A 20,781-nucleotide genomic window follows, 5' to 3' on the forward strand; every position below is an offset into this window, starting at 1 on the left:
TCACCCTTTTTTAAGAGCTTTTACAAGCTCGCAGAAATGTTCGCCGCGGTGCTCAAAACCTCTGTAGAGGTCGAAGCTTGCGCAAGCGGGAGACAGAACCACTTTTTCGCCCGCTTTCGCGTGCTTAAAGCATACGTCAACCGCCTCAACCATGTCTTTTACCCTGACAACAGGTACTTTTACCTTGTCTTTCAGAGTGTTTTCTATCTTTTCGCCCGCCTTGCCGTATGCAACAACAAGGGAAGCCTTTTCATTAAGTACGTCTATCAGAACGTTGAAATCCCCGTTCTTGTCCTTTCCGCCGAGAATAACGTTAACGCCCTTTTCAAACCCTTTCAGCGCTGTAAGGGTGCTGTGCAGGTTCGTTCCCTTGGAATCGTTTATCCACTCGACACCGTTTATAGTGTCAACGTATTCGCATCTGTGGGGCAGTCCCTTTAAACCTTCGACAAGATGAGTTACATCCCCCTCAAATTTGCAGAGCGCGTCAGCCGCCAGCAGAGCGTATGAGAGGTTCATTATGTTATGTCCGCCGTTCAGCGGAAATTTTGCTACATCAACAAAAAAACTTCCGAAATCGAGCTTAGTGCCGTTAAGCTTCGGAAAACCTTTCAGTTTCGGGTCTATTTTGACCGTTTCGCCTTTATAAAAGGCGGTCTTCTTAACAAGGTACGGCTCGTCTTCGATTATAAGTCTGCCGCCCTCCTTGATATACTTCACCAGATTCATCTTGTCGTCTGCGTAGTCGTCCATATCGCGGTATCTGTCCATATGGTCTTCCGCAAGGTTGGTGACTATCGCACAGTCCGCTTCAAACTCGCGGAGCATCCCGGTCTGGAAGCTGGAGAGTTCCACGACATAGCAGTCCATATGCTCGCCGAGAACACATTCGCCGTATGTCAGCCCGATGTTTCCGCACGCCTCGGAGCGGATACCGGCTTTGGTAAGCACCTGCGCCGTGAGTGCCGTAACGGTGGATTTACCGTTTGTACCTGTTATACCCACAACCTTCGCACCCTGAGGCTTGTGCTTCTGCGCAAGCTCAATCTCGCTGGTAAACTCTTTGGGCGCGTTCGGATAGTTTCTCAGGTTCACGCCGGGGCTTACGGCAACAAGGTCGTAAGTATCTGTAAACTCACTTATATTTTTAAACGAGTTATCACCGTCGTCAAAAACGGTGATATCTGTGTATCCGTCCAGTTTAAGCAGTGCTTCGGCAGCTTTGCCGCTTTTTCCGTATCCTAAGATCGCAGCTTTCATCTACATTACCTCAGTTTCAGCGTAGACAGCGCTATGAGCGCCAGAATAAAGGATATGATCCAGAAACGAATGGTTATCTTCGTTTCGCTCCATCCGGCAAGCTCAAAGTGATGGTGTATCGGTGCCATGCGGAACATTCGTTTGCCCTTTGTTATTTTGAAGTAGCCCACCTGCAGGATAACTGAAAGTGTCTCCATAACAAAAATGCCGCCGACAACCGCAAGAACTATCTCGTGTTTTGCTATGACAGCCACGCCCGCAAGCGCGCCGCCTATAGACAGCGAACCGACGTCGCCCATAAAAACGCTGGCGGGATGCGCATTGAACCACAGAAAACCAAGACCCGCACCCACCATCGCCCCGCAGAAGACTGCAACCTCGCCCGCTCCATGAACATAAATGATATTCAGATAGCTGGCGAATTTGAAGTTACCTGTAAGGTACGCCATGAAACCGATTGTTCCGAAAGCGATTATGCTTGGAGTGATGGCAAGTCCGTCCAGACCGTCGGTAAGGTTCACCGCGTTGGACGTGCCTATCATTATAAAAATAGCAAGCAGGGCATAGAAATAGCCCATATCTATTACAAACTTTTTAAAGAATGGCATTGCAAGTTTCGTTGAAACACCGGATTTATCCACATAAAGCACCAGAAGTGTGGCTATCACAGCGAAAAGAAGCTGTCCGCCGGATTTCTGGCGTGGAGATATACCTTCTGGGTTTTTAAGGATCGTTTTTTTATAATCATCAACGAAGCCTATAAGTCCGTACCCTATGAAGAGCAGAAGAACTATCCAGATATAAGGGTTGCGCAGGTCAGCCCAGAGCAATGTTGATATAGCGGCGGAACCGACTATCATGACACCGCCCATTGTGGGTGTACCCTCTTTAACCTTGTGGCGTTCCGGTTCATATCCCTTTGATTTCATGCTGAAAGACATCTCTTTCAGCTTGCGAATAACATAGGGACCGAACACAAGTGTTATGACCAGAGCGGTAATGGCAGCATACGCCGTTCTGAAGGTAATGTACCTGAATACGTTAAGAAAACTTAAATATTCCGAAAGCGGAACTAAAAGGTTATACAGCACGCTGCTCTTTCTCCTTCTGAAGATAATTTATGAAATCTTCAAACCTGCGGGCGCGGCTCGCTTTGAACAGGAACATCCCGCCGTTAAGAGCAGCCACCTGTTTCATGGCATCCTCTTTTTCGGCTATGACCTTCACGTTCTCTGCGCACTCAAACTTTAAAAAGCTTTTGCCCACGAATATGAAATTTACATCCTTAAGCTCTTTGGCACGCTTCATCAGCTTGTGATAAAGCATCTCTTCGTATCCTTCGATCTCGCCCATTTCGCCTAATACAGCGGTTTTTGGTGATGCGGGTATCTCCGCCAGATTGTTCATTGCACTCATGACAGATTCAAATCCGGCGTTGTATGTGTCGTCTATAACTCTGTATGCGCCGTAGTCAGTTATCCTTCCCCTGCCGTTCTCCGGCTGAAAATTCCTGATACCTTTCATAACGTCTGTGTATGAAAGCCCGCATGTCATGCCTATGCCGATGGCGGCAAGGCTGTTCTGCACGAAGTGGCTGTATATATGGTTCAGTTTAAAGCAGTAAGGCGTGTTGCGCATAACTGCCGTAAAGTAAAAATCGCCGTTAACGGTTCTGTTCATGTCGCCCATGATAACGTGGGAAGCCATGTCCGTTCCGAAGTAGCGGACGTTTACCTTTGAAAGCTCCCGTTCGCCTATGAAGCGTCTGCATGAATCATGCACCCAGAGGGTTCCCTCGCCTGTCATGCCGTCGACTATGGACAGCTTTTCCGCCGCCAGCCCCTCAATGTTCCCGAATCTGCCGATGTGCGCGTGACCGATAAGTGTCACAACAGCTACGTCAGGTTTGATATATCTGGACAGGGCGGATATCTCCCCTGTGTTGTTCGTTCCCATCTCAAAAACGGCAAAACCGCTTCTGTTCTTCATATTCGCCGCGCAAATGGCAACACCAAGCTCGTTGTTATAGTTGCCGTATGCCGTATAGACCTTCTTTTTTGCTCCGAGAACACAGGAGATAAGCTCCTTAGTGGTGGTCTTGCCGACGCTTCCTGTCACTGCGACTTTTATGCCTTTGAACTTCGACAGGTTGTATGTGCCGATGGTCTTAAGAGCATCCAGACTGCTTTTAACAAGCACCCTGTTGCCTGACATCTTGTTGAACGTCTCTTCATCCTCAAGGATAACGAGCGCCGCTCCGCTGTCCACCGCCTGCTGCGCATACAGATTGCCGTCGGTGACCTCTCCTCGGAAAGCAACAAAACAGCTTCCTGCGGAAACCTTTCTGCTGTCGATTACAAAATCGGTTATCTCACAGTCGGTTGAGATAGCTGACCTGAGAACCCCGCCCATTGCATTTATTGCCTGTGTAACGTGCATCACTGCGCCTCCAGACATTTTCTTACCTCTTCCCTGTCGTCGAAATGTATCTTATCTTTGCCTATTATCATGTAATCTTCGTGTCCCTTGCCGGCTATCAGTACAATATCCTTGTCCTGTGCCATACCCACCGCCTGCTGAATTGCATGGCGTCTGTCGGGTGTAAGGATAACGTTCTCCGCATCCTCAAAACCTGTGAGGATGTCCCCGAATATCTGTTTCGGATCCTCGGTTCTGGGGTTGTCGCTGGTGAGTATCACCACGTCGGAGTTTTTCTCCGCCGCTTTCGCCATTCTGGGGCGTTTCGTTCTGTCGCGGTCTCCGCCACAGCCGAAAACGGTTATTATTCTGTTCTCTCTGAAATTGCCCAGAGCGGACAGAACGTTTATAAGCGCGTCGTCTGTGTGGGCATAGTCCACAAAGATGAATGCGCCGTTGTCTTTTTTAAATTTCTCAAGCCTGCCCGGCACGTTCTTCATCTTAGCAATGCCCTCTCTGATATGCCCGGAATCTATACCGAGCATGATGCAGGCTGATGCCGCAGCCAGCAGGTTCTCAAGGTTGTGCAGTCCCACAAGGTGGGAATCTATATTTATCTTTCCGGCGGGGCATATCAGCTTCGCTTTGATACCATCCAGCCCGAACCATATCTCTTCCGCTCCGATGTCGGTCTTCGGACTCACGCCGAAAGTGACCTTGTCGACCTCGCTCTCTTTCGCGAGCCTTTTGCCGAAATCATGATCAACGTTTATAACGCCGACCTTTGAATACGTCGGTGTGAAAAGCTTTTTCTTAGCATTGAAATACTCGTCCATTGTCTTGTGATAGTCGAGGTGATCGCCTGTCAGGTTTGTGAAGGCGGCGACATCAAAGACTGTTCCGTATACCCTGTGCTGGTCGAGAGCGTGGGATGATACCTCCATCACCATCGCATTGCAACCTGCATCTGCTGCTTTTCGCACAGCTTTGTAATATTCATACGGAGACGGGGTTGTCGAATCCAAATCGAACGATGTGTCGCCGTATGCAACGCCCGTCGTACCGATGCGTACAGGTCTCATTCCCGCTTCTTTCATGATGGATTCTATAATATATGTAGTGGTCGTTTTTCCGTTTGTACCTGTTACTCCGACCTTAACCATATCCTCGTCGGGTCTGCCGAAAAGGTTGCGGCATGCAAGAGCAATGGCTTTGCGTCCGTCCTCAACCACAACGGTGGGAACGCCTTCAATGGGGCGCTCGGCAACTACAAAAGGAGCTTTTTTTGTTTCATACGCTTCTCTGGCAAAGGAGTGAGAATCGAAATGTGTCCCCTTGAACGCAAAGAAAGGACACTTTCTCTTTGTGTCTCTGTTGTCGAAGCTGATATCTTTGATATCCGCTTCAAAGTCAACATCCAGATCAAACCCCTTAATATCAAGTCCGTCAAGAAGTTGGGACACTTTCATATACATAGCTCCTTTTAAGCCCCATGTGCATGGATATCTGTTCCGCGAGGGTCTTGAAAGTTCTTGCGGCTGTGGTTCCGCCATAGATAGAACTTTTGGGCTCCTTGTAAACGACAACCATAGCAATTCTGGGATTGTCAGCAGGGAAAACGCCTGCAAAACTCGCAACGTAACCCGTTTTGCTGTATGTGCCTGTTTCCTTATCTATCCTCTGTCCGGTACCCGTTTTTCCGCCTATATCAACAAAGTCTGAATAGGCGTTCTTTCCGGTACCGTCCTTGACCACCTTCTTCAAAAGCCCCTGCAAACGTTTTGCAGTTTCATCCGAAAAAACCCGCTCGTCTTTATTTTTCGGCGTATAGGTGTCCTCGCCCTTCACTATCTTCTTTACGACTTTGGGGTTAAGAAGATGTCCGCCGTTTGCTATGGCGCTGTAAAAACGCACCATCTGCAAAGGAGTTACCAGTATCTCCTGACCGATTGAAATGGAAGGTTTACTGAGACCCGACCAGCGTCTGTAGCTGCGTACAAGCCCCTCTTCCTCTATCATGCCGGAAATGCCCGTTCTGTCACCGAATCCCAGAGACTTTATATAATCGTGAAATTCCTGTTTAGTAACCTTGTCGGAAAGCTTAACCATTCCGATGTTGCTGGACTTAATAAGCACCTGCTCCGCCGTCAGCATACCGTTTGGGGAAACATCCTTGATGTTGTGTCCGTAAACGTTATAGGCACCGTTTTCGCAGTCTATAGTTATATTCGTATTCAGGTGGTGCTTATCCAGAAGCAGTGAAAAAAGAACCGGTTTAAATATCGAACCCGGCTCGTAAAGAAAACTTGCAGGATCGTTCTTCCACTCCTTCTGGGAATACTTTCTAAAGTCGTTCGGGTCAAACCCTCCGGAGGACGCGGCAAAAATTATTTCCCCTGTCTGTGCGTCCATGGCAATGGCCATGCCTTTGTCCGCCATGAACTCAGCCGTGCCCTGCCGAAGGATCTCTTCCGATAGACCCTGTAGGTATTCGTCTATGGTCAGATAAATCACTGTATCCACATCTTTTTTCTTCTGCGGATCTTCAAAGATAATTCTTTTTCCTTTGTTGTCGCGCATTGCGAGAAGCTGGAATTCGCTCCCTTCAAGCACGTCGTTGTAACGGTACTCAACTCCGTTGAGACCTTCGTTGTCTGTTCCTGTGAAACCTATTATGGATGCCGCAAGTTTGCGTTCAGGATAAAACCTCTGTTCTTCGAGGACATACTCAATCTCCGGTATCTCCTCCTGAATTCTTTTTGCCTGTGCAACCTCAATGTTTCTGGCTATCCATGTGAAGCCTTTTTTATTGATTATTCTGCGTCTTTTATCAGCCGAAAGTCTGATTCCGTCGCGTCGAAGCTGATCTATAAAAGCCTGACGGTTTTTCAGTTCCTCCGGAAAAACATAAAGGGAAGCGGACTTTTTGTTCAGTGCGAGCGGGTTGCCGTTCGCATCCATGATAAGTCCTCTTCCCTTTGTGCTTTTCATCACGCCTTTCGACTGTCTGACAGCTTTATCCGTGTAGAAATCGTTCTGCGCTGTCTGGAGATATGCCACCTTTGCACCAACAAGGCAAAAGAAAAAGATGGCGAGCCACGAAAAGAATGTCAGTCTTCCGCTCTCAGTTTTTAACATAATAGGTTCTTCTTACGTCAGGCATCATAAGCCCCATATCCTTTGCTTTTTTATAAAGGTTCTCCGCATCGTATGCGTCGGATTTTTTTGAAAGCAGAGAGGTATAGTCTATCTCACCCTGCTCTATTTTCTGCGTCATGCTGCTGATGTCATAACCTGCGCGGATGCACATCTGGCGCACATAAACTATGGAAAACAGAAGAAGCATCATAACAGCGCCCAGTATCAGGGTGCTGAGTCTCACTCTTGAAACAGTCTCTGCGGGTGCTGCCGTCATGGTTTGCGCTTTCATATCCGTCTCCTGATATAAATGTTTTTTACAGTTCTTCTTGTCTCCCCCTTTAATAAAGGGGGAATAAGGGGGATTTGCATTAAATCTTAATCAAATCCACCCCGACCCTCCTTTGCTAAAGGAGGGGGAAAAGTCAAACTCTTTCGGCAACGCGCATCTTTGCGCTTCGCGAAAGAGGATTAAGTTCAACCTCGTCCTCTTTAGCTGTCAGAGGTTTACGGGTTATCTGGCGGAAGGTGCGTACCTTTCCGCATGTACAAACGGGCATTCCGGGAGGACATACACATTCTTTTTCAAACTCACGGAAATAGTCTTTGACAAGTCTATCCTCCAGAGAATGAAACGAAATAAAGGCAGCCTTGCCGCCCTTTGATACATATTTTTCAAGCTTGCCAAGCATCTTTTCGATGGCGTCAAGCTCTCCGTTTACATAAATACGCAATGCCTGAAAGCTCTTGGTCGCCGGATGAACACCGGGCTTCTGAGCTTTTTTCGGCACGGCGGAAGCTATAATGTCCGCCAGCTGTACAGTAGTCTCTATTCTTTTTATCGCTCTCGCCGCAACAATAGCGGTGGCAATGTTCCAGGCGAAATCGTCTTCGCCGTACTTTCTTATAAGATTTGCAAGTGTCTCTCTGGAATAGCTGTTCACAACCTCAGCGGCAGTGAGCCTGTCCGCGGGGTTCATACGCATGTCCAGCGGTCCCTGACTGCGGAATGAAAATCCGCGCTCCGCTGTTTTAAGATGGAACAGCGAGACGCCGAAATCCGCCAGAACAGAGGACACAGCTTTAACATCCAGTTCGTCGAGAACCTGATCGAAGTCGGAAAAGTTGGAATGAACAACGGTAACGTTGCTGTGCTCCGCAAAGCGTTCCTTCAGCCGCACCACTGCGTCAGGGTCACGGTCAAGGACGATAAGCCGCCCCTTTTCCGATATCTCCTTCAGCATGGCAGCCGAGTGACCGCCGCCTCCGCCCGTCATATCCAGAGTTATCCCGTCCGGATCAACCGGCAGATACCTGAGCACCTCCCTTACCATTACCGGTACATGCTTCATTTCCTCTTACCGCCCTTTGCGTTCTGCCGAAATCAAGCTCGACAAAACTGCCTTTTTGCATAAACTCTCTGCACTGCGCCGCAATGTCTTCGATGCTTCGGTTGTGCCTGTCGAACATCGAAAGGTCGGCGCGGTTGTACATCAGTTGGGTCAGCCAGAAAAATATGTGCATTTCTCCACTCCTTATTATAAGGCGGGCCGACCTGCCCTTATCTTATTTTGGAAGCGAACTTTTTGAAAAGTTCGTCCTTTCTCTCCTCTGAGGCTTTCTCGCCCCAGACAACGGCAGGCCATAGCTCGAAATGGTTTCTGAAACCGTTTACGATACATTCGCCTTGGATACCGTTTCGCTGTCTCACTTCGGAAGTGATCTGTATGCGCCCGTTTCCGTCGATGGCAACCTCGTCCATCTCGGAATACAGGTATCGCAGAAACTCCTGAAATTCGTCATTGTCGGTGGATTCGGACTCCAACCGGGCTTCCTCTCTGTCCCATTCGGCAGAAGGGTACAGTCTCAGATGGTCTCCCATGGACAACAGTGTAAGCTCGTCACTGCCATATTTGACCTTCAGTATCTCGCGGAACTTTGAAGGAACCGAGATACGTCCGGTGTCGCTGATTTTATGTTGGTACTGCCCTCTGAAACTTCCTGCCATTTTTATGCCAATTTATACCTATTAATGACATTATCGTACAATTTATGCCAAAGTTAACAAATTATATTTCGCTAGTCAAGGGATATTGAAACTGCTCAAAATAGCATCACTAAAGGGTTTCAGAACTTAAGAGACTGATGTGTATGCGTATTCGGATATGAAGAAATTATGTGCCTAATTACATGTAAAAAAATTTTACGCAGAAGGGAGGAAAGAAGGGTCCCCGGAAACAGAGGACCCTGTTTAAATCACTGAAAAGATACCGTTTCAAACTGATCCATGCCGGTAACAACTACACAATCTTTAATGGAAATCTCATAAACCTCCAGAACGTCCCCCATCGCCTCGATTATCTTGTCGTACCCGTCATGCACCTCGGCAAACTTTCCGCTCATGTCCTTAATTGTAAATTTGCTTTTAGATACTGAGGAATCGACGGAACGGATATGAGAAACGTCATCTGTGGGGATGGTCGTAACAGCCACTTTGCTGTTTTCCCAGAACTCTTCAACTTTCCGGCTGTGGTTCTCCGTTGCGAAATAGACCACGCCCGGTCTGCTCAGGTCGTGGACGTAAGAAAGTAATCTCACGTTAGGGACATTGTCCACTGAAGTGGCGAGCGCCAAAACTTTTGAACTGTTCAAAACTCTGCTGTAGTCTGCATATTTTTCCATAAAATAAAGCCTCCTGAAATCATTGATAGAGAACTTTATCAGATGATTTTGACATCTGTATGGCAACAATTGAAAAATGAAATTTGACACCTTTTATTCTGCGGGCTAACATCATCTCATGAAGATAGACAGGCTGATATCCATCATAATGCTGATGCTGGAGCGCAGAAAGGTGAGCGCAAAAACACTTTCGGAAATGTTTGAGGTATCCCTGCGCACAATTTACCGTGACATTGACACCATCAACACTGCGGGCATCCCAATAGTATCCGCACCGGGGGTCAGCGGCGGTTTCAGCATAATGGAAGAGTATAAGGTCAGCAAAAGGATATTCACCGTTTCAGACATCACCACCCTGCTGATGGGACTTGGGAGCCTCCCCGGCAATATCACGGAAAACGAGATAGTGAACACACTGGCAAAGATAAAGAGCCTTGTTCCTGCGGAGCAGGCGAACGAAATAGAGTTCAGAGCAGGACAGATAACCATCGACCCGCGCCCGTGGGTTTCCAGCGAAACCTCAATGAGCTTTCTGGACACGGTGCGCACGGCGGTTCTGACGCACCGCATACTTTCGTTTAAATATTCAGACCGCAACGGAGGCAGAACCACGCGCAGAGTTGAACCTTACAGGCTGGTGCTAAAGGCTGGTTTCTGGTACGTTCACTGCTTCTGTCTGGAACGGCAGGATTTCAGACTGTTCAAGCTTACGCGGATGTCCGAACTTATGATGGAAGAAGAACAGTTCAAACTGCGCAGCGTTCCCGAAACCATAGACAATTTCTGCGACAGCATGGACAAAGCCTTCACCAGAATCAAACTGCTGGTACACGAATCCACTCTGAACCGCGTCATGGACATCTGCGAAAGCAAGCATATAGAACCCTGCGGAGACGGGAATTATATCGTAAGTTTTCCATTCTTCCCGGACGACTTCGGATACGGAATGATATTCGCGCTGGGCGAAAAATGCCAGTGTCTTGAACCCGCAGAAGTGCGCGAGGAAATGGCGCGCAGGGTCAGGCTCATGCTGGACAGCTATTCCGGCTGAACAATCTGTTTTACATCCCGCCGCTAATGCCATATACTCTGCCCCTATGAAAGGTAAACTGATAACCGGAATATCACCGTCTTATGAACTAAACTGGACAGACCAGCGAACTGCTGTGTCAGTTTTCCCGCCCGCCGTTGCCGATGTGAACGGCGAATACTTTTTTATCAGCGGCTTTGCCGAGGCGGAGAACTATTATGCTGTCACTGTTTCTTCAATGGCGGAGGCACTTGACCTGTCTGTGTCCGTCCACGGCAGAATAAGCATGACAGAACTGGCAAACATCTCATGTATATGTATAAAATTGAACATAAATCACTCATCACTGAATGTTTTCGCGCTATATAATATAAAAGGACGGCAGAATTTTCAGACATTGGAAGCTGTTCCATCCTACCCTGAACCACTGAAAAAATATCTCCGCACAAAGGATATCCCACTTAAGGTGCTTGCGATTTTCAATAAGCTGAACGACACCTGCAAAACCTATGTTGCCGACACGCTGGCATCTAAAGATATGTCGGTGGGTGATTTCAGAAATCTGGTGAATATACTTTTCGATATGATGCCGACAATAAGTCCGGAAGATCTGAACGGTGACGTATTGAAAAACCTTTCGGCAAAGAAAGATGCAGCACGTCTGGATTTTACGGCAAAGTTTGCGGCTCTTGCAGACGGACTGCCTCTGAACGTCACATCTCTGGACAATTTTGAAACGGGAAGGCTTACCTTCTCTTTCACAGCAGAATCGGCGGAGGAGTTTTGTAACAAAATAACCTCAGCCGGATCGAAGATGTCGGAGATTCAAAAAATTTACGGGTTTCTGGATGAGCAGGATATATCTTGACCGTAAAGCTGTAAACAGCATCCCCGCCAGAATTGTCATGAAAGACCGCGATGTCATACTTGTTGAAGGCGTATCGGAAGTGCCTGACGAAAAAACAAGTATATATATTGCGGAGGAACACAACACCTTCGTACACAGATGCCCGGCAACGAAGATATACAGATGCTGTGACTATTATGTTACGGACATCTCCGAAGGCTGCCCGTTCGACTGCACCTACTGCATCCTGCAGAGCTACCTTAACCACGAATATATAAAAGTCTATTCAGGATTTGAGAACGTCAGGCGTGAAATTGAGAACATGCCGAAAGACAGATTTTTCAGGCTCGGCACAGGCGAACTCACAGACAGTCTGGCACTGGATCACATATTCAATTTCAGCGGCTATATCGCAGACATAATAAACAGGTCGGACAATATTCTGTTCGAGTTCAAGACAAAATCCGCAAATGTGGGCAATCTGCTGAACTGTAATCCGAAAAATCTGATGGTGTCATGGAGCATGAATCCCCAGAGCATCATGGAGGCTGAGGAACACGGCACGGCAAAAATCAGCGACAGGCTGAAAGCAGCAAAAGAATGTGCCGCCCACGGGCTCGGCATAGGCTTCCATTTCGACCCGCTGATATACTCCGAAAATTTTGAAAAAGACTATGCCGATGTCATAGAAAAGATGTGCAGTTCTGTGCCTGAGGCATCCGTAAACTATATAAGCGTATCAACTTTCAGGTTCATGCCCGAACTTCTGGATATTGTGCGCAATAAATTTGAAAGCTCTCTTCTTCTTCAAAGCAGTTATATCAAATCGCTGGACGGAAAAATGCGGTATTTCAAATCCCAGCGGGTTTATATGCTGAATTTCTTCGTTAAAGAGGTCAGAAAACACTGGAAGAACGTATTCATCTACTTCTGCATGGAACATGAAAGCGTGTGGAAACGCGTATTCGGCTTCGACCCTGGCGAACGCGAAGAACTTGAAAAGTACTTCCCATGCGTCAGAAAATGATTTTTCCTTTGTATTAATCTGTCTTTCTGCTTATAATACCCCGTTTTAAGACTTGGAGGCACCATGGGATTTTTCAGTATATTCAAAAAACAGGAAAAAACAGAACCTGTAATCCAGCAGGAACAGGAGCTCCCGGAATCCTCCTCAGGCTTTTTTCAAAAACTCAAACAGGGTCTATCCAAAACATCAGGCAAACTCGTCGGCGGCATGGAGAATATCTTTCTGGGTAAAAAGGAGATAGACGACGACCTTCTCGAAGAGCTGGAAGAGCTGTTCATAACCTCCGACATCGGCGTTGAAACCACCATGAAGATAATAGATTCCGTCCGTGAACAGGTGGACAGAAAAACCCTCAAAAATCCGGAAGACCTCAAAAATGCACTTAAAGAACAAATATTCAATATACTAAATATAGATAACAGCCTTGTTCAGACAAACGACAGACCGTATGTTATGATAGTTGTCGGCGTTAACGGCTCCGGCAAAACCACAAGCATAGCAAAAATGGCAAAAATGTTCAAAGAACAGGGACTTAAAACATGTCTGGCGGCGGGAGACACCTTCCGCGCGGCAGCTATAGACCAGCTCTGCGTATGGGCGGACAGGGTTGACGTGCCTGTTGTAAAACAGTCCGCAGGAAGCGACAGCGCCGCTGTTATCTTCGATGCAATACAGTCCTGCAAGGCAAAGAATTTCGACGTTCTCATCTGCGACACGGCAGGCAGACTGCAAACCAAGGTCAACCTTATGAAAGAGCTTGAAAAAATAGTCCGTGTTGCAAAAAAGGAACTTCCCGATGCACCCCACGAGGTACTGCTGGTTCTGGATGCAACCAGCGGACAGAACGCACTTTCTCAGGCGCTCAAGTTTCATGAAGACGTAGGACTCACCGGTATAGTTATCACAAAACTCGACGGAACCGCAAAAGGCGGCGCCATCATCGGTATAGTTGACGAACTCAAGGTACCTGTTAAATTCATAGGTTTCGGCGAAGGTATCGACGACCTGAAACCATTTGACGCTCATGATTTCGTAGAAGCACTATTTGACACTAACAGGTAATCAGAAATAAGATTACTTCGCTACACTCGTTAAGACTCCTTCGTCTTCGCGAGGAGTGTAACGACGACGCGATCTTTTAATCTATATTCATGCAGTTTCGGGACTGTAAAAACTCCTCAAGACTCTCCTTCGGCACGCGCCATCTCCCGTGTCCTTCAAGATTTGTGTTCCATGCAATGAGTTTTGCCTCTTTTATCCAGCGTCTGACTGTGATGTGGCTGACCTGAAGCATCTTAGCCACCTGATATATCGTCAGGTTCTTCGACACTATATTAGCCATCTGCTTTGTAATGCTCTCCTCTTCCCAAACCTTAAAAGGTGCTGCCATGTCATCCTCCTGAACATATATAATTTGTATCCTTATACACAAATTGACTGTATTTTTCAACAAATATTTTCTGTTTGAACATGACACAAATAATCTGTATAAGTGAATTATGAATATAGGCGATAAACTTAAAGAACTTCGTAAAGAACTGAAAATAAATCAGAAAGAGCTGGGCGGGCTTCTCAATGTTACCCAGCAGGTTGTCAGCCATTACGAATGTACAGGAAACATAGACGCAACAAAACTTGCTGTCATAGCAAAAAGATACAACATAGACATCAGATATTTTTTCAACGAGCACCCGCTTTCTTATTACAAAACCGCCACACTCCACGCAAACAGCGCACAGGGACCGGATATTCCCGCCGGATGGCATGATCTGCTGGACGATATCTCTGATCTTGATTTTGACAAAATAAGATTCATCGAAACGGTCATCAGAGCATTACTGAAAGAATTTTCAAGCTGACCGGTCTTTTACGGGGAGGTACAGGCCCTATGACAGTCAGCGGCTGTTGTCCGTTCATCCTGCGTTTTTCAAGATCCATGCACAGACCAAACCCCAGAAAAGTCAGAGGCGGGTCACCACGGACTTCCTGCCGTGGGCTTCCGGACAGAGAAAGTATAGCCTACTCACTGGCATCGGGATTCGGATTCTACAAAAAATTCGAGTACAACCGCTCCCTGCCGGTTTACAACATCATGACCCTCAGACAGGGTTCGTTTTCAAAATCACTCCGATACCACTTTCTAAGCTCTACAGGCATCAAACCCGTTGCCAGTCTTTCGCTTCCCGACCTTATTTTCGGCATCAACAGCGAAGAAGCGCTGACAAAACTGAACACCCAAGTACTCAGCGGCAGAGGCAAGGACTTTATGGCTTCTTTCAGTCACATAGAAACGATGCACACATTCATGCCGCATGACAAGCTCTCCCTCTGCAATCCTTTTGAATCAGGATTTTCTGAAATGAGTCCCGACGAAAGCATATACATCCACACCCTGCCCGGCGAAGGTGAAGAGAGCCTTCTTGGTTTTCTGAAAAACGAAGTATCTGCAGTCCGTTCAAAAATAATCAGAATTGGCACCTATCGAATAATTCAGGCGCATATCCCCGACGTAAAGGCTAAGCTGGATACAATAGTCACCCACAGTCTTGTGCGTTCTGTTTCCCCCGCATCCTGTCTGGTTTTGAAAGAGGATTATGTGCGGCATGGCGATCTGCCGCTGGAATGTGTGCAAACGCGCGATACGGAAAAGATTTATCCGAGAGCCGCCATTGTGGATTCAGGCATAGCCCCATCCTCATATCTGCGCGAATGGGAGATGGATACCCTGAGTTTCTGCGATGAGCCGGAAAGAGACCCCAAACACGGTACGTTTGTCACCGGCAGACTGCTTAACGAAGGTGAAAGCTTCGGCGGCATCGTCTATCTGAATGCGGAAATACTTCCGGCGGGCGGAAGCATCGGACTGGCAGAGTTTCAGCAGAGGCTTGAGTCCACACTCAGGACTTACCACAAAATAGTTAAGGTGTACAATATATCCCTCGGTTCTGACATACAGACCGATCCTGACTCTTTTTCAGCGGCGGCACACGTTCTTGACTCGCTGCAGGAGCGCTATGACGTTCTGTTCATCATATCCGGCGGAAACTATGAAAGACTGCGCGACCCTTCGGAAGAGTATACACCTGACAACCGGATAACCTCACCCGCAGAGAGCGTACACTCCATAACCGTCGGTTCCGTCACACACAGGGACACCAACGTTCAGTCCCGTCATTCCCCCTCCCTATTCACACGAAGAGGTCCCTCATCCGCAGGTTTTATAAAGCCGGAAGTATGCGCATACGGCGGTTCCCATGAAAAACGGATGGGAAGGCTTTACCCCGTGGGAGTTTTTTCCATCGGCACACGGAACGAACTTGCAGAAGATTCCGGAACATCCCATGCGGTGCCTATGGTCACAGCTCTTGCCGCCAGAATTTTCCACAGATACTCACATGCATTTCAAAACCCCGACATGACAAAGGCAATACTCCTCCACTACACCCGCCTGCATACACGCCGCCCGCCCGATCTTTACACGGGATACGGAATCATCACAGGTGACAGTGAAAATTTTGAAGATACACCATCAAGCGCAGTTTATCTGCATGAAGGCAACGTGCGCCATGGCGGGATAACGGAAGTGACCGGAATCCCCGTACCGGAATCCATGTGTGGAAAAAATGCGGGAAGCATTGAAATGACCCTTGTTTATAAAACAAGAACAGACCTGAACTTCCCACATTATTACTGCTGCACAAATCTGGAACTCTCTCTCGGCTATTACAAAAGAGGTGCATGGAAGGCGATATTGACGTCTAAAGATTTGCTGGCTCTGCAAAAAAACGCGGAAGATAAGGAGACTAACAGGGAGATGTTCAAATGGAACCCTGTTAAGCTTTACGAAACAAGGCTGAAAGGGGGCGCACTGCCCGAAGAGCTGGTTCTCAGGATCACACCTTCCAAAAGAGACTTCTGTGCGGATAATACCGAAATAAGGTACTCTGTCGTCCTATCCTTCACTCATGAAAGAGAAAATCTGTTTGAAGAGATAATAATGCATTACGATGAATATGACGGGGTGCTGGAGCCTGCATCAAGAATGTGGAAAACCTGTTGAAAATTTCATGTTAAAAACCCGTGATTTATCAGCATAAATTCCACATGATTCCACAAATAACTGATATTGAACACAATCAAGAGAATTCCCCGAATTTTAGGGGTTTATGCTGTCAAGCTTTTTTTTATCAACAAAATTGTGGAATATCTGTTGAAAGATTAATATGAATCCTTTGTCAGGGTGCTTTCTGAACAGGGTGACAGTTTTTTGACCATCATTAAATGAGTAAAATTTTTTTACATTGCCCATTTTTCAGACAATGGGGGCGCATGCGTTGTGAACACGCCCCCAGCTTTATCTACCAGCTATTTATGGTTCTTTTTTCTTCATATGCATGCAGATATACGCGCATATCGTCCTGCTTAACAAAATCCTTTTCTTTATCCGCAGCATTTTTAAGAAGTTCCGCCGCTTTGTCAAAATCTCCTTTCTCCGCATATGCCGCCGCCAGAACAGTAACATTGCCGGATGACGGATTCGCGTCGTAAAGTTCAGATGCCAGCTTAAGCGCCTTTTCGCCGTTTCTGTAAATAGATACGGGGCATGTGGCATAAACCATGGCAAGTTCCCTCTTCGCGTCGTAAAAATCAGGTTTAAGCGCCACAGCCTTTTCATAGTCGGCTATTGCCTGATTTGCATCTTTGGTTCTGTAAAACAGCTTTGCTCTCAGATAATACAGTCCGGCATCATCAGGTATTTCAGATATGGCTCTCTGAACGTAAACCTTTGCCGTGTTGTAGTCGGCGGTCTTATAATATATCTCCGCAAGCGCCCTGTCCATATCGGCAGAAACTTCCGTATGTTTCCGAGCCTTTTCAATATCTTTCAGAGCTTCTTTATATTTTCCGAGTTCAATGTATACCTTCGCCCGTTTCGCATAAGCGATATAGGCATTCTCTCCGCCGTATTCTATAGCAGATGAAAAATCATATGCGGCATCGGGATAGAACCCAAGCTTAACATATGCATCCCCTCTCTTGAGATGAACTCCGGAGGCATCCTTGTTTCTGAGCGAACTGGTGTATTCGTTCACTGCGTTCCCGTACTCTCCGTACGCATAATATATGTCGCCCAGCCCTTCGTAATAATAGTGCGAATGGACACTCTTTCTAACTGTGGATTCATATTTTTTTACTGCCGAATCGGCATCCTGCATGTTTTTAAGCTGTGCCGCCGTATCAAGGTAAACGGCGGAATTGTCAGCAGCACAGGCGGCGAGTATCAGCATCGATACCAAAAGCATAGCTTTTTTAAGCATCAGTTATCTCCCTTAGCTTTTTCTAAAGGATAGCCTCTATTCAAATATATTAAAAGAGGAATTGTTACAAATTTTATTTGTCATTTTTAAACATATACTACAAACAATTCCTGTATTATTTGCCAATCCGAAAAGAGAAGGAGGCGGAATATGAAACTGGAACTTGCCAGAGCAGGAAACCACAACGGTGTTGTGATAACACCCGAAGATATTCTCAGCATGGCTGAAAATTTTTCTTCGCAGGTACCTGTAACAATAGGACACGAATCTGACGATTCCATGCCGGCATACGGCTGGGTGACGGCTGTGGAAGTGTCTGCTGACGGTGCAGTGCTTCTTGGCGAGATAGAGCTTGGTGCGGAGCTGGCGGAGGCATTTGCCGAGGGCAGATACAAGAACTGGAGCATAGGTGCGGCGCGTAAAGAGGACGACAGCCTGTATTTGCACCACGTCGCGTTCCTCGGCGCCGTCCCGCCCATGATCAAAGATCTGAAAATAATCAGCATGGGCGACAGGACAAAGATAATCACCTTTTCACCTTTAAATTGCGGGTTCGTCCTTTCCGACAGCGAAATGAGCGAGTTTTCAAAGCTCAAAACGCAGAATCTGGAACAGAAATTGAACAGACTGAAAGAGGCGGCGGCGGGTAAACTCCCCTCCGGTGCATATCAGGCGCTCATCAGCTTCGCAGACAGACTTGAACGCGAAACACCCGCAGTTCAGGCATCAGACACCCTTGCAGAGATATTCGGAAGAGTGAAGAACCCCGTTTCACAGGGAACCCACGGGCTGAGATCCGAAAAGGCACCCGCGGCATCAATATTCTCAAAGATATAAGGAGGAACGAATGGCAACAGTCAACGGAGTGGTGGGAACACAGACCATCACAGGAAAAACGGTAACAGACGGCAGACACCCAGCCGTGATCCGCATTATGGAGTTTGCATCCGACGCAGGCACAATTCAGGCGGGCGAGATAATCGCCCTTGACGCATCCGGCAAGGCGGTCAGCTTTGACCCTGCGGCGTCCGACAGCACAAATACGCCCGTAGGCGTTTGCACTGAAGACATCGACACGTCAAAAGACACGGCTGGAAGCGTCGCCGTCCACGGCACAGTGATGAAAAAGAGCCTTCTGACCAAAGGTTCCGCATCTTCCGCGGCGCACGTTGCGTCCCTTGAAACAAACGCACCCATCTGGGTATTTTAAGGAGTTAACATGATACAGCTTGATCTCGGTAAATATTTTACAACGGACTCCATAGTCCGCTCGCTCACGTCCATGCCGGAGCTTAAATCCCCCGTTATGGACAACGTATACCCCGAAACGAAAAGACGCAATCACCCGCTGCCCACAGTTTCCGTAACAGACCTGCAGCAGCCGGTAACAAACATAGCGGTGACACGCAGAGGCGGCGATCCTGTCCCCGTTTACGAAGAGAACGGCAGCATAACTCATATCGAACCCCAGCCCTTCCGCCCCTCCGAAAGGCTCAACGGCGTGGACGTGAACAACCTCAAACTCCTTGACGAATCAGGCATCCAGCTCCTTGTGAACAACAAGATAGACCGCCTGCGCAGGATCGTCAGAGCATCCACCGAAGCTATGGCGGCTCAGTCGCTTAAGGGAAGTATCGCATATCCCATGCACATGGACGGAGGACTTGCCACATACGGGGTTGAGTTCGGCTCAACACTTTCACACACACCCGAAGAGACATGGGATCAGTCTTCCATCAGCCTAGACGGAATCCTCGCCGACCTCATCGGCATGGAATCGCAGATTCAGAACAACAGCCACTACGGTTCCGACATCCGTTTCTGGGCTGGACAGAGCGCGTTCATGGCGCTGGCTAAGGTTGTTCAGGACATCGGAAACAGCTCGCTGACAGCGGTAATTGACTCAAAAACAATCAACATAGCCGGATTCCGTGTTGAGCTTATGAACAGCTCATACACAGACCTTGCCACAGGTTCGCAGGTAAAGGTGGTTGACAGCGGCAAGCTCATGGCGTTCGCCGCAGACGCACCATTTGAAATGGTTTACAGCGTCATCGACGATCTGGACAGCAACCTTACGGCGATGCCCTTTTTCGTTAAGCAGGTGCGCGACGCACGTTCTTCCAGCATAGAGATAATCGCGGAGAGCAAGCCGCTCCCCGTGCCTTTCACAAAAGGTATCTGCTGGGCGACAGTGCTTTAAGACTTTTTGAGGCGGGGTTCTGCCCCGCCCTGGAAATTAAACTATGAGACTGCGTCGTCACGTTGTTCCTCGCAGAGACGTTTGCCGTCTTCGCGAGGCGCGCAGCAACGACGCGATCTCATTATGGAGCTTAATATGGAACTTATTGACATTGAAGAGATACAGGAACTCATGCGCGACGACGACTACCTTGCAGTATGTCAGGGGGACGATTCCGTAGCGGAAGAGGCGCTGGAAAATGCCCGCATCTACGTTCAGGCAGTGGCAGACAGTTACGGGCTGGAATATGACGAATCGGACGCGGTTCTGCGCCTCGCGGTGAAAAAGCGCACTCTGGTAGAACTTTACATCTACGCCGCCGAATGGACAACCGCAGAACAGTACAAAACCGAAACAGCACAGCTTCTCGCGCCGCTGGCACCCGTCACCTCATCCACGGGCGAGATACCCAAACAGGCGGCGGCATACACACAGACGGGACGGGGCGACTGGCAGGGATACAGATGAGGACAGCGGATCAGCTTACGCTGGACACGGTGCAGGTGCTTGAGGAGTGCGGAGTTTTTACCCGAGTTCTGCTGAAAGACGGCAGTACAGAGGTGATGACGGGAAAGGAACCGCTGGCTGCGGTCGCCTATGCAGGATTTGAAACAGTTAACGACAACGGCGTGCAGGTGACGCAGCATAATCTGAAAATATACGTCCGCCTGCTCTCTGTGGGCAGGGCAGATATATCGCCATTCCACACAGCGGTCAATGCACTCGGTGCGACACGCCCGATCAGCCTTTCAAGCAGTATACAAACAACCGACACACGCACCATGACCTTTGTCATCGAGTGCGGATACAGGTGCTGAA

At 47.9% G+C, this 20,781-nt stretch carries 23 protein-coding genes; 11 read left to right on the forward strand and 12 right to left on the reverse strand.

All coding sequences use genetic code 11. The features are described from left to right. From murD to LRY47_RS00140, 10 genes are all read right to left on the reverse strand, one after another. Window positions 1–1,260 carry a UDP-N-acetylmuramoyl-L-alanine--D-glutamate ligase gene (gene murD / locus LRY47_RS00095; protein ID WP_295221184.1) on the reverse strand — a complete coding sequence of 420 codons (1,260 nt, stop codon included), beginning with the start codon at window positions 1,258–1,260 and terminating at the stop codon, window positions 1–3. A 5-nt stretch (window positions 1,261–1,265) separates the two neighbouring features. Further along, window positions 1,266–2,351 (reverse strand): phospho-N-acetylmuramoyl-pentapeptide-transferase, encoded by a 1,086-nt coding sequence (gene mraY, locus LRY47_RS00100; RefSeq protein ID WP_295221185.1) that lies wholly within the window; start codon window positions 2,349–2,351, stop codon window positions 1,266–1,268. After that, window positions 2,341–3,717 (reverse strand): UDP-N-acetylmuramoyl-tripeptide--D-alanyl-D-alanine ligase, encoded by a 1,377-nt coding sequence (murF, locus tag LRY47_RS00105; protein ID WP_295221187.1) that lies wholly within the window; start codon window positions 3,715–3,717, stop codon window positions 2,341–2,343. Before murF ends, mraY begins: the two co-directional genes overlap by 11 nt. Further along, window positions 3,699–5,147 (reverse strand): UDP-N-acetylmuramoyl-L-alanyl-D-glutamate--2,6-diaminopimelate ligase, encoded by a 1,449-nt coding sequence (locus LRY47_RS00110; protein WP_295221190.1) that lies wholly within the window; start codon window positions 5,145–5,147, stop codon window positions 3,699–3,701. The genes murF and LRY47_RS00110 overlap by 19 nt, the downstream gene beginning before the upstream one ends. Continuing rightward, window positions 5,125–6,816: a penicillin-binding protein 2 gene (locus LRY47_RS00115; RefSeq protein WP_295221193.1), complete on the reverse strand. Its 1,692-nt coding sequence runs from the start codon at window positions 6,814–6,816 to the stop codon at window positions 5,125–5,127. Before LRY47_RS00115 ends, LRY47_RS00110 begins: the two co-directional genes overlap by 23 nt. Next, the gene (locus LRY47_RS00120; protein WP_295221196.1) at window positions 6,803–7,108 is read right to left on the reverse strand and encodes a hypothetical protein; all 306 of its coding nucleotides are present in this window, start codon (window positions 7,106–7,108) and stop codon (window positions 6,803–6,805) included. The genes LRY47_RS00115 and LRY47_RS00120 overlap by 14 nt, the downstream gene beginning before the upstream one ends. 133 nt (window positions 7,109–7,241) lie before the next feature. After that, window positions 7,242–8,168, reverse strand: coding sequence for a 16S rRNA (cytosine(1402)-N(4))-methyltransferase RsmH (rsmH, locus tag LRY47_RS00125; protein WP_295221199.1), 927 nt, complete (start codon window positions 8,166–8,168; stop codon window positions 7,242–7,244). Further along, window positions 8,116–8,340: a hypothetical protein gene (locus LRY47_RS00130; RefSeq protein WP_295221201.1), complete on the reverse strand. Its 225-nt coding sequence runs from the start codon at window positions 8,338–8,340 to the stop codon at window positions 8,116–8,118. The genes rsmH and LRY47_RS00130 overlap by 53 nt, the downstream gene beginning before the upstream one ends. Window positions 8,341–8,377: 37 nt before the next feature. Continuing rightward, on the reverse strand, window positions 8,378–8,824 hold the full coding sequence (locus LRY47_RS00135; RefSeq protein WP_295221204.1) for a division/cell wall cluster transcriptional repressor MraZ: 447 nt from the start codon (window positions 8,822–8,824) through the stop codon (window positions 8,378–8,380). A gap of 248 nt (window positions 8,825–9,072) precedes the next feature. Further along, entirely contained in the window at window positions 9,073–9,498 is a 426-nt protein-coding gene (locus LRY47_RS00140) for a pyridoxamine 5'-phosphate oxidase family protein (RefSeq protein ID WP_295221208.1), read from the reverse strand. A gap of 118 nt (window positions 9,499–9,616) precedes the next feature. On the opposite strand from LRY47_RS00140, the gene LRY47_RS00145 reads away from it, so the two are divergent. The 4 genes from LRY47_RS00145 (at window position 9,617) to ftsY (ending at window position 13,464) form a co-directional block, all read left to right on the forward strand. Next, window positions 9,617–10,549 (forward strand): YafY family protein, encoded by a 933-nt coding sequence (locus LRY47_RS00145; protein ID WP_295221210.1) that lies wholly within the window; start codon window positions 9,617–9,619, stop codon window positions 10,547–10,549. A 46-nt stretch (window positions 10,550–10,595) separates the two neighbouring features. Beyond that, window positions 10,596–11,396, forward strand: coding sequence for a hypothetical protein (locus LRY47_RS00150; protein WP_295221212.1), 801 nt, complete (start codon window positions 10,596–10,598; stop codon window positions 11,394–11,396). Further along, window positions 11,377–12,402 (forward strand): spore photoproduct lyase family protein, encoded by a 1,026-nt coding sequence (locus LRY47_RS00155; RefSeq protein WP_295221215.1) that lies wholly within the window; start codon window positions 11,377–11,379, stop codon window positions 12,400–12,402. The genes LRY47_RS00150 and LRY47_RS00155 overlap by 20 nt, the downstream gene beginning before the upstream one ends. 63 nt (window positions 12,403–12,465) lie before the next feature. Next, window positions 12,466–13,464, forward strand: coding sequence for a signal recognition particle-docking protein FtsY (ftsY, locus tag LRY47_RS00160; RefSeq protein ID WP_295221217.1), 999 nt, complete (start codon window positions 12,466–12,468; stop codon window positions 13,462–13,464). Window positions 13,465–13,540: 76 nt separating this feature from the next. Here the strand turns inward: ftsY and LRY47_RS00165 are convergent, their stop codons facing one another. Next, a complete protein-coding gene (locus tag LRY47_RS00165) occupies window positions 13,541–13,792 on the reverse strand; it encodes a helix-turn-helix domain-containing protein (RefSeq protein WP_295221220.1) in 252 nt (83 codons plus the stop codon). Window positions 13,793–13,901: 109 nt separating this feature from the next. Between LRY47_RS00165 and LRY47_RS00170 the strand changes: the two genes are divergently transcribed. Both LRY47_RS00170 and LRY47_RS00175 read left to right on the forward strand, forming a co-directional pair. Beyond that, window positions 13,902–14,261 carry a helix-turn-helix transcriptional regulator gene (locus LRY47_RS00170; protein ID WP_295221223.1) on the forward strand — a complete coding sequence of 120 codons (360 nt, stop codon included), beginning with the start codon at window positions 13,902–13,904 and terminating at the stop codon, window positions 14,259–14,261. A gap of 29 nt (window positions 14,262–14,290) precedes the next feature. Further along, window positions 14,291–16,462 (forward strand): S8 family peptidase, encoded by a 2,172-nt coding sequence (locus LRY47_RS00175; RefSeq protein ID WP_295221225.1) that lies wholly within the window; start codon window positions 14,291–14,293, stop codon window positions 16,460–16,462. 298 nt (window positions 16,463–16,760) lie between these two features. Here LRY47_RS00175 and LRY47_RS00180 read toward each other — a convergent pair whose 3' ends face one another. Next, window positions 16,761–17,720: a tetratricopeptide repeat protein gene (locus LRY47_RS00180; RefSeq protein ID WP_295221228.1), complete on the reverse strand. Its 960-nt coding sequence runs from the start codon at window positions 17,718–17,720 to the stop codon at window positions 16,761–16,763. A 150-nt stretch (window positions 17,721–17,870) separates the two neighbouring features. Between LRY47_RS00180 and LRY47_RS00185 the strand changes: the two genes are divergently transcribed. From LRY47_RS00185 to LRY47_RS00205, 5 genes are all read left to right on the forward strand, one after another. After that, complete coding sequence (locus LRY47_RS00185; protein WP_295221230.1) at window positions 17,871–18,557, forward strand: hypothetical protein; 687 nt, start codon at window positions 17,871–17,873, stop codon at window positions 18,555–18,557. Between the two features lie 10 nt (window positions 18,558–18,567). After that, on the forward strand, window positions 18,568–18,930 hold the full coding sequence (locus tag LRY47_RS00190) for a hypothetical protein (RefSeq protein WP_295221232.1): 363 nt from the start codon (window positions 18,568–18,570) through the stop codon (window positions 18,928–18,930). Between the two features lie 9 nt (window positions 18,931–18,939). After that, entirely contained in the window at window positions 18,940–19,923 is a 984-nt protein-coding gene (locus LRY47_RS00195; RefSeq protein ID WP_295221234.1) for a major capsid protein, read from the forward strand. A 135-nt stretch (window positions 19,924–20,058) separates the two neighbouring features. Further along, complete coding sequence (locus LRY47_RS00200) at window positions 20,059–20,430, forward strand: hypothetical protein (RefSeq protein WP_295221237.1); 372 nt, start codon at window positions 20,059–20,061, stop codon at window positions 20,428–20,430. After that, window positions 20,427–20,780 (forward strand): hypothetical protein, encoded by a 354-nt coding sequence (locus LRY47_RS00205; RefSeq protein WP_295221240.1) that lies wholly within the window; start codon window positions 20,427–20,429, stop codon window positions 20,778–20,780. The genes LRY47_RS00200 and LRY47_RS00205 overlap by 4 nt, the downstream gene beginning before the upstream one ends. Window position 20,781 lies beyond the last annotated feature (1 nt).

Origin of the sequence: Seleniivibrio sp. (genome assembly GCF_021209385.1) — a bacterium.
Classification (GTDB): Bacteria; Chrysiogenota; Deferribacteres; order Deferribacterales; family Geovibrionaceae; genus Seleniivibrio.

What these genes read in the sequence shown, in the direction of transcription:
- LRY47_RS00135 (WP_295221204.1), bottom strand. Translation starts at nt 8,824, where the DNA reads ATGGCAGGAAGTTTCAGAGGGCAGTACCAACATAAAATCAGCGACACC.
- LRY47_RS00200 (WP_295221237.1), top strand. Translation starts at nt 20,059, where the DNA reads ATGGAACTTATTGACATTGAAGAGATACAGGAACTCATGCGCGACGAC.
- rsmH (WP_295221199.1), bottom strand. Translation starts at nt 8,168, where the DNA reads ATGAAGCATGTACCGGTAATGGTAAGGGAGGTGCTCAGGTATCTGCCG.
- LRY47_RS00150 (WP_295221212.1), top strand. Translation starts at nt 10,596, where the DNA reads ATGAAAGGTAAACTGATAACCGGAATATCACCGTCTTATGAACTAAAC.
- murD (WP_295221184.1), bottom strand. Translation starts at nt 1,260, where the DNA reads ATGAAAGCTGCGATCTTAGGATACGGAAAAAGCGGCAAAGCTGCCGAA.
- LRY47_RS00165 (WP_295221220.1), bottom strand. Translation starts at nt 13,792, where the DNA reads ATGGCAGCACCTTTTAAGGTTTGGGAAGAGGAGAGCATTACAAAGCAG.
- LRY47_RS00205 (WP_295221240.1), top strand. Translation starts at nt 20,427, where the DNA reads ATGAGGACAGCGGATCAGCTTACGCTGGACACGGTGCAGGTGCTTGAG.
- LRY47_RS00190 (WP_295221232.1), top strand. Translation starts at nt 18,568, where the DNA reads ATGGCAACAGTCAACGGAGTGGTGGGAACACAGACCATCACAGGAAAA.
- LRY47_RS00115 (WP_295221193.1), bottom strand. Translation starts at nt 6,816, where the DNA reads ATGTTAAAAACTGAGAGCGGAAGACTGACATTCTTTTCGTGGCTCGCC.
- LRY47_RS00195 (WP_295221234.1), top strand. Translation starts at nt 18,940, where the DNA reads ATGATACAGCTTGATCTCGGTAAATATTTTACAACGGACTCCATAGTC.
- LRY47_RS00110 (WP_295221190.1), bottom strand. Translation starts at nt 5,147, where the DNA reads ATGAAAGTGTCCCAACTTCTTGACGGACTTGATATTAAGGGGTTTGAT.
- LRY47_RS00170 (WP_295221223.1), top strand. Translation starts at nt 13,902, where the DNA reads ATGAATATAGGCGATAAACTTAAAGAACTTCGTAAAGAACTGAAAATA.
- ftsY (WP_295221217.1), top strand. Translation starts at nt 12,466, where the DNA reads ATGGGATTTTTCAGTATATTCAAAAAACAGGAAAAAACAGAACCTGTA.
- LRY47_RS00185 (WP_295221230.1), top strand. Translation starts at nt 17,871, where the DNA reads ATGAAACTGGAACTTGCCAGAGCAGGAAACCACAACGGTGTTGTGATA.
- LRY47_RS00180 (WP_295221228.1), bottom strand. Translation starts at nt 17,720, where the DNA reads ATGCTTAAAAAAGCTATGCTTTTGGTATCGATGCTGATACTCGCCGCC.
- murF (WP_295221187.1), bottom strand. Translation starts at nt 3,717, where the DNA reads ATGTCTGGAGGCGCAGTGATGCACGTTACACAGGCAATAAATGCAATG.
- LRY47_RS00155 (WP_295221215.1), top strand. Translation starts at nt 11,377, where the DNA reads ATGAGCAGGATATATCTTGACCGTAAAGCTGTAAACAGCATCCCCGCC.
- LRY47_RS00140 (WP_295221208.1), bottom strand. Translation starts at nt 9,498, where the DNA reads ATGGAAAAATATGCAGACTACAGCAGAGTTTTGAACAGTTCAAAAGTT.
- LRY47_RS00130 (WP_295221201.1), bottom strand. Translation starts at nt 8,340, where the DNA reads ATGCACATATTTTTCTGGCTGACCCAACTGATGTACAACCGCGCCGAC.
- LRY47_RS00145 (WP_295221210.1), top strand. Translation starts at nt 9,617, where the DNA reads ATGAAGATAGACAGGCTGATATCCATCATAATGCTGATGCTGGAGCGC.
- LRY47_RS00175 (WP_295221225.1), top strand. Translation starts at nt 14,291, where the DNA reads ATGACAGTCAGCGGCTGTTGTCCGTTCATCCTGCGTTTTTCAAGATCC.
- LRY47_RS00120 (WP_295221196.1), bottom strand. Translation starts at nt 7,108, where the DNA reads ATGAAAGCGCAAACCATGACGGCAGCACCCGCAGAGACTGTTTCAAGA.